The following is a 13,678-nucleotide window of genomic DNA, read 5'->3' on the forward strand; positions in this document are numbered from 1 at the left end:
GGCGGCCTGAGAATGGGCGCCTGGCCGCCGGATGCTATCCTCTCGATCCTTTGAAATTTCGGCACTTCAGCCCGGCCTTCCTTCATGACCACGCTCATCAAACGCGCCTCCGCCGAGGCCCGCGCCTCTCGTTCCACTCGCGACAGCCGCGAAACCCGCGCCGGCCTCGCCATCGCGGCCCCGGGCCTGAAAGCCGGCAAGCGCCACGAGACGGCGCGCCCGAAGCGCATGCAGCGCCACGCCCTCGCAGCCGACACCGCAGCAGACAGCGCGTATTTCATTGAGGCGCCGCGCAAGCCGCGCTTCGCGCCGGTCACGTTTTCCGAAGAAGGCGGCGTGCGTTACCTGCACTTCGGCACGGAATGGGTGCAGGGCGCGATGCGGCTCAGCAAGCCGGACGCCATCGAGCTGGAGTATGCCGAGCAGATGATGGCGTGGCTGCTGTTCCTCGGTACGCCGAAGCGCATCGTCCAGCTCGGGCTCGGCGCCGCGGCGCTGACGAAGTTCGCGTACCGCTTCCTGCGTCCGGCGAAGGTGGAGGCGGTGGAAGTGAATCCGGCCGTGGTGGTGGCCGCCCGCACCATGTTCGCGCTGCCGCACGATGACGCCCGCCTCACCGTGCACGAGCGCGATGCGTGGGAGTTCGTCAACGACCGCGCCAACCACGGCACCATCGGCGCCATGCAGATCGACGTCTACGACGCCACGGCGCGTGGCCCGGTGCTCGACAGCGTCGGCTTTTACCGCGCGGTGCGGGCGTGCCTCACAGAGGCGGGCGTCGTCACCATCAACCTGTTCGGCGACCATCCGAGCTTCGTGCGCAACATGAAGCATCTGAAGGCCGCCTTCGATGGCCGCGTGGTCGCGTTGCCGGAAGTGCACGAAGGCAACCGGATCGCGCTCGCGTTCTCCGGCCCTGCGCTCGAAGTGCCGTACGCGCAGTTGGAGCAGCGCGCGAAGCTGATCGAGGCGAAGCTCGGGCTGCCCGCGCGCAAGTGGATAAAGGGCCTGCGGGAATCGACGGGGCAAACGGGCACGTCGTTCAGCATTTGACGCGTGGGCTGGCGGCCGATCTCGTCGACCTGCTCATCGGCCCCCCCCATCGGCCCCTCCATCGGCCCCCGCGCGGGCCGGCTGCCGCCGTCCCCGGCAAGATAAGCCCTCAATTACCGCCGCCCGCCCGGGAAGCCGCGCGCGGCGCGGCGCTCCGGGTCGCCCCTGCTTGACCGCCCGTTCGGCGCTCCTATACTCTGTCCAGGTTTCGGGGTATCCCGCGGGCTATCCGCTTGCAGGACGGTTGCCCACCCCAAGCGATGCGGCAACTCAATATAAAAGGAAAAAGGAGACGTCATGGCACACGACGCCGACGCGAGCAAGTCACGCAAAGCGTGGCTCTGGTTGCTGGTGCTTCCCTGGATCGCAATGATCTGGGTCCCCTCGTACAACAAGGTCGAGCCCACGCTGTGGGATTTCCCGTTCTTCTACTGGTATCAGCTGCTGTGGGTGCTGATCAGCGCTGTGATTACCGCGCTCGTCTATCACAAGACCAAGGCGCGCAAGGGTAGCGGCACGGCGGGAGGCGCACGATGAACCTCACTGCCACTTTCGTCTTCGTTCTGTTTTTCATCGGCGTCACCATTCTCGGCTTCGTCGCGGCGCACTGGCGCAAGGGCGACCTCGCGCATCTCGACGAGTGGGGCCTGGGCGGTCGGCGTTTCGGCACCATCGTGACCTGGTTCCTGCTGGGCGGCGACCTTTATACGGCCTACACCTTCGTTGCCGTGCCGGCGCTGGTGTTCGGCGCGGGCGCGACGGGCTTCTTCGCGTTGCCGTACACCATCCTGATCTACCCGTTTGCGTTCGTGGTATTTCCGAAGCTCTGGAGCATCGCGAAGCGCCACGGCTACGTGACTTCCGCGGACTTCGTCAATGCGCGTTACGGCAGCCGTTCGCTGGCGCTCGCGGTCGCCGTGACGGGCATCGTGGCGACCATGCCGTATATCGCGCTGCAGCTCGTCGGCATCGAAGTGGTGATCGGCGCGCTCGGCTTCGACACGACGGGCTTTGTCGGCGACCTGCCGCTCATCATCGCGTTCGCGATTCTCGCGGCATACACGTACACGTCGGGTCTGCGTGCACCGGCGATGATCGCCATCGTCAAAGACCTGCTCATCTACATCACGATCGCCGTTGCGATCATCGTGATTCCGGCCCAGATGGGCGGCTTCGGCCACATCTTCAGCGCCGTGCCGCCGGCCAAGCTGCTGCTGAAGGCACCGGATGCCGCGAGCCTGAACGGCTTCAGCGCCTATGCCACGCTCGCCGTGGGCTCGGCGCTGGCGTTGTTCCTGTACCCGCACTCGGTGACGGCGATCCTCTCGTCGTCGTCGGGCAATACCATTCGCCGCAACATGGCGATGCTGCCCGCGTACTCGCTCGTGCTCGGTCTGCTCGCGCTGCTCGGCTACATGGCGCTTGCCTCAGGCGTGAAGGACATGCCGGAATTCGCGCCGTACTTCAAGGCGTTCGGTCCGAACTTCGCGGTGCCGGCACTGTTCCTGCACTTCTTCCCGTCGTGGTTCGTCGGCGTCGCGTTCGCGGCCATCGGCATCGGCGCACTGGTGCCGGCGGCGATCATGTCGATTGCCGCAGCGAACCTCTACACGCGCAACATCCACAAGGAGTTCGTCAACCGCAACATGACGCACGAGCAGGAGACCAACGTCGCGAAGCTGGTCTCGCTGATCGTGAAGGTGGGCGCGGTGGCGTTCATCCTCGGGCTGCCGCTCACGTACGCGATCCAGCTGCAACTGCTGGGCGGCATCTGGATCATCCAGACGCTGCCGGCCATCGTGCTCGGTCTCTACACGCGCGTACTCGACTATCGCGGCCTGCTGATCGGCTGGGCGGTCGGCATCGTGACGGGCACGTGGATGGCGGTATCGCTGAAGCTCGCCAGCTCCATCTTCACGGTGCACCTGTTCGGGATGGCGATTCCGGGCTATGCCGCCGTGTGGTCGCTCATCGTGAACCTCGTGGTGGCCGTGGTGGTGAGCGTGCTGATCCACGTGGCAGGCGTGAAGAAGGCTGAAGACCGCACGCGCCCCGAAGACTATCTGGACGTGGTCGAAAGCTGAGCTGCTTTGTAGTGGCTTCAGGCTGGCCTCGCGCTGACGGCGCGCCGGCTTCAAGGCGCTGACACCGATGCCCGCACCGCAAGGTTGCGGGCATTTGTTTTTCCGGTGCACGATAACGGGCGTCGCGCTGCTTGTCGTCCGCTCGTTGTGGCGTGCTGCCCTCGTGTTGCGTCTCGGCTTGTGCATGCGACTCGCGGCATTTCCGTTGCTGTGTAGCGCCCGATAACGCGCATTGCCCATCCATGGCTTCATCCGATCCTGACCGTTCGCATTCCCCCGCAGCCTTGCGACGCCGCTCGCCGCGCTCGCATGCGGCGCGTGCCTGGCGCGCGGTGACGTCGCCGTACTACCGCTATCGCAATGCGGCCGTGATTCACAGCGTGCGCGTGGGACTGGCGATGCTCGTCTCCATTCTCGCCACGACAGGCATCAACGTGCCGCACGGCATCTGGGCCTCGGTCACGCTGCTCGTGGTGATCGGCGGGCTGCAACACCAGGGCAATATCCGCAAGAAGGCGGCGGAGCGCGCCATCGGCACGCTGCTTGGCGCGGTGATCGGTCTCGGGGTGATCCTGCAGGCGAACGCCATCGGCTCGCCTGCGCTCACCTATGCGCTGATGTCGATCGTGGCCGGCGTGTGCGGCTATTACGCGATCGGCAAGCCCGCCTATGTCGCGCTGCTCACGGCCATCACGATGTGCATTGTGGCGGGCCACGGCGACAACCTCATCTCGGTTGGCCTCTGGCGCACGCTCAACGTGCTGGTGGGCATCGTGATCGCGCTCGCGTTCTCGTTTGCGCTGCCGCTCTATGCGACGTACTCGTGGCGCTATCGATTTGCGGAGAATCTGCGCGAGTCCGCGCGCGTCTACGCGAAGATCATGAGCGGCGAGGCGCTCGACGCCGAAGCCCAGGTGCAGATCTTCCTGCGCCTCGGCAAGCGGCTCGTGCAGTTGCGCTCGTTGATGCCGTCCGTGACGAAGGAGACCGGCGTGCCGATGAGCACGCTGGAAGAGATCCAGCGGTTGCATCGCTCGCTCTTGAGCGCGCTGGAGATGCTTTCCACCGCGGCGCTCGGGCAGACCGGGCCTGCTGCGCGCGCGGCCTTTGCAGGCGCGGCGAACGTCGATGCGCCGGAGGTCAGAGCGGCTTTGCTCGCGATGGCGAGAGCCTTGCGGTTTGCGGGGGCGAAAGGGCTGCGAATGGCGAACACGCCGGCGCTCGGGCTGCCGGAACGCGTGGGCAACGCAGCGGAGGCCGGATCGTTAGCCGGTGCTTCACTCGATCTGTTGGGCCCGTGCTGGCTCGGACGACGCATTGCCGGACAGGTCGATTGCCTGCGGGCCTTGCTGGTAGAAACGGAGCCGCAATGGAATATCGAGCGGCACGCTGGGGCTTCGTGACCTTCAGCGGCGCTGGGGCTGACGAAGCAGCTTTCCCGCATCGCGCGGATCACGGCGCCGCGAAGGGCACCGTGATCCGCTCACCGACGCGCGTGAGCGTGAGTGGGATCAGCGCAGCGCTTCGATCAGCTTCTCGAGCTTGATCGCGTCGGCCGCGAAGGCGCGAATGCCTTCGGCCAGCTTTTCCGTGGCCATCGCGTCATCGTTGACGAGGAAGCGGAACGACGGCTCGTCTACCGGCACGCGGTCGATCTGCTCGCCCTTCGCGCTTTCAGGCGACAACTTGCGCTGCACCGGTTCCGTGCTGTCGTGCAGCTTCTGCAGCAGGTCGGGGCTGATGGTGAGCAGGTCGCAGCCGGCCAGTTCGACGATCTGGCTCGTGGTGCGAAAGCTCGCGCCCATCACCTCGGTCGTGTAGCCGAACTTCTTGTAGTAGGCGTAGATGCGGCGCACGGACTGCACGCCCGGGTCGTTGGCACCGCCGTCCTTTGCTTCGTCCCAGTTGCTGCCGGCGGCCTTCTTGTACCAGTCGTAGATGCGGCCCACGAACGGCGAGATCAGCTGCGCGCCCGCTTCGGCACAGGCCGCGGCCTGTGCGAGCGAGAACAGCAGCGTCATGTTGCACTTGATGCCGTCCTTCTGCAGCACTTCGGCGGCGCGAATGCCTTCCCACGTGGACGCGAGCTTGATGAGCACGCGCTCGCGGCCAATGCCGGCCGCTTCGTAGAGCTTGATGATTTCGTGGGCCTTGTCGATGGAGGCCTTCGTGTCGAACGAAAGGCGCGCGTCGACTTCGGTCGAGACGCGGCCCGGAATGATCTTGAGAATTTCAGTGCCGAAGGCGATCAGCAGGTGGTCGATGATCGCGCCGACCGGCTTCGACGCGTGGTCGCGCACGGTTTTTTCGAGCAGCGGCTTGTAGTCGTCCTTCTGGACGGCCTTGAGAATCAGCGACGGATTGGTGGTTGCATCCTGCGGCTTGTACTGGGCGAGCTGCTGGAAGTCGCCGGTGTCCGCGACGACGGTCGTGTACTGTTTCAGCTGGTCGAGTGAGGTAGTCATGTCGAGCCTTGAAAAGCGCGTAAGCGCCGGGGTCCAGAGGAGTTGAAAGGACGGCCGCCTTAGGTGGTTCGTTGGGCTGCGTGTTGTTTTACCGGCGTGTTACCGGGGTTTTGCCGGGTCGGCCAGTATGGCTTGAGGCGCCGCTTTACGCTGCTATTTTATGGCGAATCGGATGATGCTGTTTTGACACCGCAGCCGCCGTGCCGCGTCACTTCGAGAGCACGCGCATGGCGGCTTCGAGTCCGGCGAGCGTGAGCGGATACATGCGCTGACCGAGTACTTCGCGAATCACGGAGACCGACTGCCGGTACGGCCACAGGCCTTCGGGCTCCGGGTTCAGCCACGCGAAACGCGGGAAATGGTCGGCAAGCCGGCGCAGCCAGACCGCGCCCGCTTCGGCGTTGTTGTACTCCACCGACCCGCCCGGCTGCAGCACTTCGTAGGGGCCCATCGTCGCGTCGCCGACGAAGATCAGCTTGTAGTCTGGCGTGAAGCGGTGCAGCACGTCCCACGTCGGCGTGCGTTCGGTGTGGCGGCGCCGGTTGTTCTTCCAGAGGAAGTCGTAGACGCAGTTGTGAAAGTAGTAGAACTCGAGGTGCTTGAACTCGGTCTTCGCCGCCGAGAAAAGCTCTTCGGTGCGGCGGATGTGATCGTCCATGGAACCGCCCACGTCGAGCAGCATCAGCACCTTCACGTTGTTGTGCCGCTCGGGCACCATCTTGAGGTCGAGCCAGCCGGCGTTCGCGGCGGTGCTGCGAATCGTGTCGGGCAGGTCGAGTTCCTCGGCCGCGCCTTCGCGCGCAAATCGCCGCAGCCGGCGCAGCGCGACCTTGATGTTGCGCGTGCCGATCTCCACCTTGTCGTCGTAGTCGCGATACGCGCGCGCCTCCCACACCTTCACCGCGGAACGCTGCCCCGCCGCATCGCCGCCGATACGCACGCCCTCGGGGTTGTAGCCGCCATGGCCGAACGGCGACGTGCCGCCCGTGCCGATCCATTTGCTGCCGCCTTCGTGGCGTTCCTTCTGCTCGTCGAAGAGTTGCTTCAGGCGTTCCATCAGCTTGTCGAGCCCGCCCATCGCTTCGATCTGCGCCTTCTCCTCGGCGGTGAATTCGCGATCGAGCTTCTTCTTGAGCCAGTCGTCGGGTATCTCGAAGGCGAGCGCCGACTTCGCCTCGGCGCCGTGGAAGTACGCGCCGAACGCTGCGTCGAAGCGGTCGTAGTACTGCTCGTCCTTCACGAGAATCATGCGCGCGAGGTAATAGAACTCGTCGAGCGAAGGCGCGATCACGTTCGCCTTGAGCGCCTCGATGAGCGTGAGGTACTCCTTCACCGAAACGGGCAGCTTCGCTTCGCGCAGCGAGTAGAAGAAATCGATCAGCATGCCGGAACTCCGTTCGTGGCCCACCCGTGGCCAACCCGTGGCCGCTGTGTCGCGGCACAACCCTTAGCGGTTGTTGCGGTTCATGAAGATGAGCCGCTCGAAGAGACCCACGTCCTGCTCGTTCTTGAGCAACGCGCCCGCGAGCGGCGGCACGATCTGGCGGTTGTCGGGCGAGCGCAGCGCTTCGGGCGGAATGTCTTCGGCGAGCAGCAGCTTGAGCCAGTCGAGCAGTTCGGACGTCGAGGGCTTCTTCTTCAGCCCGGCCACGTTGCGCAATTCGAAGAAGCTTTCGAGCGCCGCGCGCAGCAGTGTCTTCTTGATGCCGGGGTAGTGCACCTCGACGATCTGTTCCATGGTGGCCGGATCGGGGAAGCGGATGTAGTGAAAGAAGCAGCGACGCAGGAACGCGTCGGGCAATTCCTTCTCGTTGTTCGACGTGATGATGACGAGCGGCCGATGCACGGCGCGCACGAGTTCGCGCGTCTCGTACACGTAGAACTCCATGCGATCAAGTTCGCGCAGCAGATCGTTCGGAAACTCGATGTCGGCCTTGTCGATCTCGTCGATGAGCAGCACCGTGGGTCGATCGGCTTCGAACGCCTGCCACAGCACGCCCTTCACGATGTAGTTGCGGATGTCCTTGACGCGCTCGTCGCCCAGCTGCGAGTCGCGCAGACGCGAGACCGCGTCGTATTCGTAGAGGCCTTGCTGCGCTTTCGTCGTGGACTTGATGTGCCACTGCAGGAGCGGCATGTCCAGCGCCGCGGCCACTTCCTCGGCAAGCATCGTCTTGCCGGTGCCCGGCTCGCCCTTGATGAGCAGCGGCCGCTTGAGCGTCACCGCGGCGTTGACCGCGAGTTTGAGATCGTCGGTGGCGACGTAGTGAGAAGAGCCTTCGAAGCGCATGGCGGCTACCTGGGCGAAAAAAATTCAGTATAAGTCAGATGCCCTGTTGCCTTGGGCGGGGCTCCGATATCGTTCACCTCGCGTTCAAAGGCGCGTTCGCCTGCGCATTCGCGCCAGTATCGGGTGACGATTCGCGGACCGCTTGCGCGTGCGCCGGCGGGTCCCGGGGCTATCGCCGGCGAGCTTCGGGACAACCCGCAGGACCCGTGCCCGGCGGGCCGCCGCCCTTGTTGGCCGTGTGGACGTGCGGCACGGCGTCGCGGTACAATCGGGTCGATTTTTTTGGCCTGCGTCCGGCCTTCGAAGAAATAACGGCGCGGGCCGTGGCCTTTTCGGGCGTCCGTTTCCCCTCAAGCCAGGTTACATGCTATGAACAAATTCGTCGGCAAACACGTCGTGATCGCAGCCATGTCTGTGCTCGCGGGCTTCGCCGCCAACGCGAACGCGGACGTCGTCGGCAACGCGAAGGCGGGCCAGGGCAAGGTCGCGATGTGCATTGGTTGCCACGGCATTCCGGACTACCGCACCGCGTACCCCGAGGTCTACCGGGTTCCCATGCTCGGCGGCCAGAACCAGAAATATCTCGAGAACGCGCTGCACGGCTACAAGAAGGGCGATCGCCACTTCGACACGATGCACGCCATCACGGCTTCGCTGTCGGATCAGGACATCGCGGACATCGCGGCTTACTACGCGGCCCAGTCGTCCACGTCGAAGAACAATCCCGAGAAGTGACCGGCGCGGTCACCCGGCACTCTAATTTCACGGGACAGGAGAATTCATGAACAAGCCCCACACGGCTCTTCATACCCTTCAAGCGATGCTCAAGACGGCTTGCGCCGCGCTCGCACTGGCCGGTTTCGCTGCCGGCGCCCACGCGGCGGACGCCGCGAACGGCAAGGTGCTCGCTGACAGCCACAACTGCGCGGCCTGCCACGGCGCGGGCCTCAACAAGCCGGTGAGCCCGGAGTATCCGAAGCTCGCGGGCCAGCACGCCGACTACGTCTACTGGGCACTGCGCCAGTATCAGATGGGCAACGGCAACCCGCATCTGGGCCGCAACAATCCGATCATGCAGGCGCAGGTGCAAAGCCTTTCGCAGGGCGACATGAAGGACATAGCGGCCTACGTCGAGTCGCTCTCCGGCGACCTCGTGCAGAAGAAGTAAGCTGCGCGAAGCCCGGTCACCGGGCAGCCGGCGAATACGATGGCAGAACGACACCCCGCTTTCCGGCGGGGTGTCGTTTTTTTATGTGCGCGTGGCGGGGCGAGGGCGCCCAGGCACGGCGTCCTTAGTGCCCTTACTGCCCTTACTGCCATTAGTCCCTTGTGGCCCGGCGCTCGATACGGGCGAGATACGCGTCGGTGTCCGGCGGCGTGTTGGTGCGCTGGGCTTCCCAGAGCGTTTCGCCGAGGCATTCCATGATCGCGTGATGGGCGTCGTGGCTCGAGCCGAGCCTTGCCGCAAGGCGCTCGTGCGCGGCGCGAATACCGGGCGGCTGGTCGATGGAAAGCTGCTCGCTGATGGCGAGGTGCATCGAAAGATGCAGGAACGGGTTCGTCTCGCCGCGCTCGGGCGAGTAATGCTCGGCACTCGCGCTGTCTACGTCGGCGAGCGCGGCATGGTACTCCGGGTGCTCGACGATCCAGTCGGCGGCGATGGCTTCGAGTGGCGTCAGGATTTCCCCGGCGCGCTGTTTGCGCCAGGTTTCGGTGAAAAAGCGGCGGACTTCGTCACGGCTGGGATTGAACATCGTGGGTGACCGGATGGGGAATGCGTTGCGGGATTGGGACGGTTGCGGCGGGTTGGCGGGGAAGGGCGACAATTTGTCGCAGGTCTTCTGCCAGGGACGCCGAAAGCGCCGCGGCTCACATCTGCGTCACATCTGCGGCGGCGGGGTCTTCTGCTTGAACTCGCATAGCGGTTCGATCACGCAGTGCCAGCATTCCGGCCGCCGCGCCTTGCAGACATACCGCCCGTGAAGAATCAGCCAATGATGCGCGTCGTGGCGGAACGGCTCGGGTGTGAACTTCTCGAGTGCGGCCTCCACGGCTCGCACGTCCTTGCCGGGAGCAAGCCCTGTTCGATTCGCAACCCGAAAGATATGCGTATCCACCGCGATCGTGGGATGACCGAACGCGGTGTTGAGCACCACGTTGGCCGTCTTGCGGCCCACGCCCGGCAGGCTCTCCAGCGCTTCGCGATCAGCAGGCACTTCGCCGTCGTAGCGCTCGATCAGGATGCGGCTCGCTGCCACGACGTTCTTCGCCTTGGTGCGGTACAGCCCGATCGTTTTGATGTATTCGGCCACGCCCGCTTCGCCCAGCTCGACGATCTGCTGCGGCGTGTTCGCGACGGGGAACATCTTGCGCATGGCCTTGTTGACCGATACGTCCGTGGCCTGCGCCGACAGCATCACGGCGATCAGCAGCTCGAATGGCGTGGTGTATTCGAGTTCGGTGGTCGGATGCGGATTGAGGCTTTGCAACGTCTCGAAGATGGCGCGGCGTTTGTTCGCGTTCATGCGGTCGGTAAGTGCGGAGGTAGATGCTGGGATGAGCGTTGGCTGGCGGGTCAGTCGGTATCGGGCTGCGAGGGCGCGTCGCCTTGCTCGCCGGAGGCGATGCGAAGACGCCGCCGGCGCGCTTCGGCTTCGTCGATCTGCGCCTGTACGTCGGCGGTGACATGGTCGGTGTTGCGCGGACCCAGTCCTTTCGCGACCAGCTCTTCCTTCTTCTTGCGGGCGCGGTCCAGCGCGGCCTGGATGATGGCGCGCTTCTTCGCTTCGGCATCGCTGGCGGGCGCGGCAGGCGCTGCGCTGGGCACTTCGCTCTGCACAGGTGCCGTGGTTGCCGCGCTGCGCGCGGGCTGCGGTGCGGCGTGCTGTCCCGCACGCTTTGCCACCGCGCGCGCTTCCGCGGCTTCGCGCTCGCGCTCCATGCGCGCAAGGCGTTGGTCATGGCGTTCGCGGGCGGCGTCGGCCTGCTCCTGGGACCAGGCGGCCCAGCCCGTTGCGCCGTCCGTCACGGGCACCATCGCGATGCAATCGACCGGGCAGGGCGCCACACACAGATCGCAGCCCGTGCACAGCGGCGCGACGACCGTATGCATCTGTTTCGGTGCCCCGACGATTGCATCGACAGGGCACGCCTGCATGCACAGCGTGCAGCCGATACACAGCTTTTCGTCGATCACGGCGAGCGGACGCGGCCGTTCGGCGCCGTTGACGGGATTGAGTGGGATGACCGGCTTGCCGAGCAGGCCGGCAAGGCGCGCCACGCCTTCGGCGCCGCCGGGTGGGCACTGGTTGTAGTTCGCGGTGCCGGCGGCGACGGCTTCGGCGTAGGGCCGGCAGCCGTTGTAGCCGCACTTGGTGCATTGCGTCTGGGGGAGCAGATCTTCGATGCGATCTGCGAGTGTCTTCGAATCGGTCACGGTCACGACATGAGGAGCTGGCCGAAACGGTCGCAAAACGGCTGCAAATCAGCCTGCAGAACGGCCCGTTTGCGCCGTGTTACGCGGCCTGTCAGAGGGTGTGCAGGGCCCGGGCAGGCCTTGCAGCCGCGCGCTCGCCAAATGCGGCATTATCGCCGATTTCCCCGATTGCCATTGGCGACCCATGTGCCATAATCAAAACGCTTTACAGGAAAGACCCCAGGAACGGCGGGGCGCGCCAGCCAAGGCGCTCCAGTTCACCGCTGCCGATGCATGGCGAGGAGACGTTCGGCAGCGGCCCGGATAACGCGGCTCACGCAGCATCTTGAGACCATGAACCAGCCAAAAATCAAAAGAGATCCTGAAGGCACGCGTCGCCGTATCCTGCTGGCGGCCGCGGAGGAGTTCGCAAACGGAGGGCTCTTCGGCGCGCGCGTCGATCAGATTGCGAGGCGCGCAGAGACGAACGAGCGCATGCTCTATTACTACTTCGGCAGCAAGGAACAGCTTTTCACGGCAGTACTCGAGTACGCGTTCAGCGCACTCAACGAGGCCGAGCGCTCGCTCGATCTGAACGGCGTGGCGCCGGTGGAAGCAATGACGCGCGTTGCGCACTTTGTGTGGGACTACTACCGGGATCATCCCGATCTACTGCGGCTCGTGAACAACGAAAACCTGCACGAGGCCCGCTACATGCAGAAGTCGTCGCGTATTCGCGAGATGATTTCGCCAATCGTTGCCACCGTCGGCAGCATTCTCGAACGCGGGCAGAAGGCCGGCCTTTTCCGCAGCAACGTCGATCCGCTGCGCTTTTACGTGACGCTCTCCGGCATGGGCTATTACATCGTGTCCAACCGGTTCACGCTGACCGCTACGTTGGGTCGCGATTTCAGCACGCCGACCGAGCGCTCCGAACTCGTGCAGATGAATACGGAGATGCTGCTCGCGTATCTGATGAGGCGCTGACGCGTCTCGCGCGGTGACTCATGCAGTAAGCCCTGCGCGCAGCCGACGTGTGAACCGGCTGCGCAAGCAAGCGTTGTTGCGGCTGGGGGAACTCAGGCTTCGGCGTGTTCTGTCTCGACGCGGGGCGCCTTTGCGTGTTCCTGAATGAAGTCGCGCAGTTGCGGATAGATGATGGTGCGCCAGCGCCGACCCGAGAAAATGCCGTAATGCCCGCACTTTTCCGCGGTGAAATGACGCCGGTGTGCCTCGGGAATGCCACTGCACAGGTCTTGCGCGGCACGCGTCTGGCCGTCGCCGGAGATGTCGTCCAGCTCGCCTTCGATCGTGAAGAGCGCCGTGTGCTTGATGTCTTGCGGACGCACACGCTCGCCGGCCACATCCCACGTGCCTTCGGCAAGACGGAACTCCTGAAAGACGATGCGGATGGTGTCGAGGTAATACTCGGCGGCCATGTCCAGCACTGCGTTGTATTCGTCGTAGAAGTTGCGGTGCGCTTCGGCATCCTCTTCATCGCCGCGCAGGAGGCTCTGATAGAAGTCCCAGTGCGAGGCGGCATGCCGCTCAGGATTCATCGCGACGAAGCCCGCGTGCTGCAGGAAGCCCGGATACACCTGGCGTCCCACGCCCGGATAATTGGGCGGCACCGTATGAATCACGTTGTTCTCGAACCAGTTGTACGAGTGCTGCGTGGCAAGCGAGTTGACCGAGGTCGGGCTGCGGCGCGCGTCGATCGGGCCGCCCATCATCGTCATGGTGCGCGGCGTGTCCTCGCCGCGGCTCGCCATCAGCGAGATGGCCGCGAGCACGGGCACCGTGGGCTGGCAGACCGAAATCACGTTGAGATTCTTCGCGCCGATGTGGCGGATGAACTCCTGGACGTAGGCGATGTAATCGTCGAGATGGAAGGGGCCGTCTTCCACCGGCACCATGCGGGCGTCGATCCAGTCGGTGATGTAGACCTTGTGGTCTTGCAGCAGCGTGCGCACGGTGTCGCGCAGCAGCGTGGAATGGTGGCCGGAGAGCGGCGCGCACACCAGAACAACGGGTTCGTCCTTGAGCTGGGAAACCGCTTCGCTGTCATCGGCGTAGCGCTTGAAGCGCAGCAGCCGGCAGAACGGCTTTTCGATGATGGTCTGCTCGACGATCGGAATGTTGTGGCCGTCTTTGACGATCTGGTGAATGTCGAACTGGGGCTTCTCGTAATCCTTGCCGAGCCGGTACAGCAGTTCGTACCCGGCCGACAGGCGCGACGCCCCCGGCACGTAGGCGAACGGGCTGGCCGGATTCGCAAACGATTTCGACGCGGCCTGAGCCCAGGCGGTCAGCGGACTCAGCAAGGCCCGCTGGAATTCATGAAACTGATAGAGCATGTGGGCGCTCCGGG

14 protein-coding genes are annotated in these 13,678 nt (G+C 64.7%); 7 read left to right on the forward strand and 7 right to left on the reverse strand.

All coding sequences use genetic code 11. The features are described 5' to 3' along the window. Window positions 1-84: 84 nt before the first annotated feature. The 4 genes from PKKP23_RS22235 (at window position 85) to PKKP23_RS22250 (ending at window position 4,540) form a co-directional block, all read left to right on the forward strand. Window positions 85-1,053, forward strand: a complete 969-nt coding sequence (locus tag PKKP23_RS22235; RefSeq protein ID WP_126878461.1) for a class I SAM-dependent methyltransferase — start codon at window positions 85-87, stop codon at window positions 1,051-1,053. A 297-nt stretch (window positions 1,054-1,350) separates the two neighbouring features. After that, on the forward strand, window positions 1,351-1,590 hold the full coding sequence (locus PKKP23_RS22240) for a DUF3311 domain-containing protein (protein ID WP_017774320.1): 240 nt from the start codon (window positions 1,351-1,353) through the stop codon (window positions 1,588-1,590). After that, window positions 1,587-3,137 carry a monocarboxylate uptake permease MctP gene (gene mctP / locus PKKP23_RS22245; RefSeq protein WP_017774321.1) on the forward strand — a complete coding sequence of 517 codons (1,551 nt, stop codon included), beginning with the start codon at window positions 1,587-1,589 and terminating at the stop codon, window positions 3,135-3,137. Before PKKP23_RS22240 ends, mctP begins: the two co-directional genes overlap by 4 nt. 242 nt (window positions 3,138-3,379) lie before the next feature. Next, window positions 3,380-4,540 carry an FUSC family protein gene (locus PKKP23_RS22250; protein WP_168724591.1) on the forward strand — a complete coding sequence of 387 codons (1,161 nt, stop codon included), beginning with the start codon at window positions 3,380-3,382 and terminating at the stop codon, window positions 4,538-4,540. A 108-nt stretch (window positions 4,541-4,648) separates the two neighbouring features. Here PKKP23_RS22250 and tal read toward each other — a convergent pair whose 3' ends face one another. From tal to PKKP23_RS22265, 3 genes are all read right to left on the reverse strand, one after another. After that, the gene (tal, locus tag PKKP23_RS22255) at window positions 4,649-5,602 is read right to left on the reverse strand and encodes a transaldolase (RefSeq protein ID WP_017774323.1); all 954 of its coding nucleotides are present in this window, start codon (window positions 5,600-5,602) and stop codon (window positions 4,649-4,651) included. Between the two features lie 208 nt (window positions 5,603-5,810). After that, entirely contained in the window at window positions 5,811-6,986 is a 1,176-nt protein-coding gene (locus PKKP23_RS22260) for a vWA domain-containing protein (RefSeq protein ID WP_126878462.1), read from the reverse strand. 63 nt (window positions 6,987-7,049) lie between these two features. Beyond that, window positions 7,050-7,892, reverse strand: coding sequence for an AAA family ATPase (locus tag PKKP23_RS22265; protein WP_126878463.1), 843 nt, complete (start codon window positions 7,890-7,892; stop codon window positions 7,050-7,052). A gap of 369 nt (window positions 7,893-8,261) precedes the next feature. On the opposite strand from PKKP23_RS22265, the gene PKKP23_RS22270 reads away from it, so the two are divergent. Together PKKP23_RS22270 and PKKP23_RS22275 are read left to right on the forward strand one after the other, a co-directional pair. Beyond that, window positions 8,262-8,627, forward strand: coding sequence for a c-type cytochrome (locus PKKP23_RS22270; protein ID WP_017774326.1), 366 nt, complete (start codon window positions 8,262-8,264; stop codon window positions 8,625-8,627). A 46-nt stretch (window positions 8,628-8,673) separates the two neighbouring features. Then, window positions 8,674-9,060 (forward strand): c-type cytochrome, encoded by a 387-nt coding sequence (locus PKKP23_RS22275; RefSeq protein ID WP_126878464.1) that lies wholly within the window; start codon window positions 8,674-8,676, stop codon window positions 9,058-9,060. A 151-nt stretch (window positions 9,061-9,211) separates the two neighbouring features. On the opposite strand, the gene PKKP23_RS22280 is transcribed toward PKKP23_RS22275, so the two are convergent. The 3 genes from PKKP23_RS22280 to rsxB form a co-directional block, all read right to left on the reverse strand. Further along, window positions 9,212-9,646: a DUF1841 family protein gene (locus PKKP23_RS22280; protein ID WP_126878465.1), complete on the reverse strand. Its 435-nt coding sequence runs from the start codon at window positions 9,644-9,646 to the stop codon at window positions 9,212-9,214. Window positions 9,647-9,772: 126 nt separating this feature from the next. Next, on the reverse strand, window positions 9,773-10,417 hold the full coding sequence (gene nth, locus PKKP23_RS22285; RefSeq protein ID WP_126878466.1) for an endonuclease III: 645 nt from the start codon (window positions 10,415-10,417) through the stop codon (window positions 9,773-9,775). A gap of 50 nt (window positions 10,418-10,467) precedes the next feature. After that, window positions 10,468-11,364, reverse strand: coding sequence for an electron transport complex subunit RsxB (rsxB, locus tag PKKP23_RS22290; RefSeq protein ID WP_275094584.1), 897 nt, complete (start codon window positions 11,362-11,364; stop codon window positions 10,468-10,470). 297 nt (window positions 11,365-11,661) lie between these two features. On the opposite strand from rsxB, the gene PKKP23_RS22295 reads away from it, so the two are divergent. Then, the gene (locus tag PKKP23_RS22295; protein ID WP_126878468.1) at window positions 11,662-12,294 is read left to right on the forward strand and encodes a TetR/AcrR family transcriptional regulator; all 633 of its coding nucleotides are present in this window, start codon (window positions 11,662-11,664) and stop codon (window positions 12,292-12,294) included. Window positions 12,295-12,386: 92 nt separating this feature from the next. On the opposite strand, the gene PKKP23_RS22300 is transcribed toward PKKP23_RS22295, so the two are convergent. Continuing rightward, window positions 12,387-13,664, reverse strand: coding sequence for a polyhydroxyalkanoate depolymerase (locus tag PKKP23_RS22300; RefSeq protein WP_017774332.1), 1,278 nt, complete (start codon window positions 13,662-13,664; stop codon window positions 12,387-12,389). Window positions 13,665-13,678 lie beyond the last annotated feature (14 nt).

This window comes from Paraburkholderia kururiensis JCM 10599 = LMG 19447 (assembly GCF_003986935.1).
In the GTDB taxonomy this organism is placed as follows: domain Bacteria; phylum Pseudomonadota; class Gammaproteobacteria; order Burkholderiales; family Burkholderiaceae; genus Paraburkholderia; species Paraburkholderia kururiensis.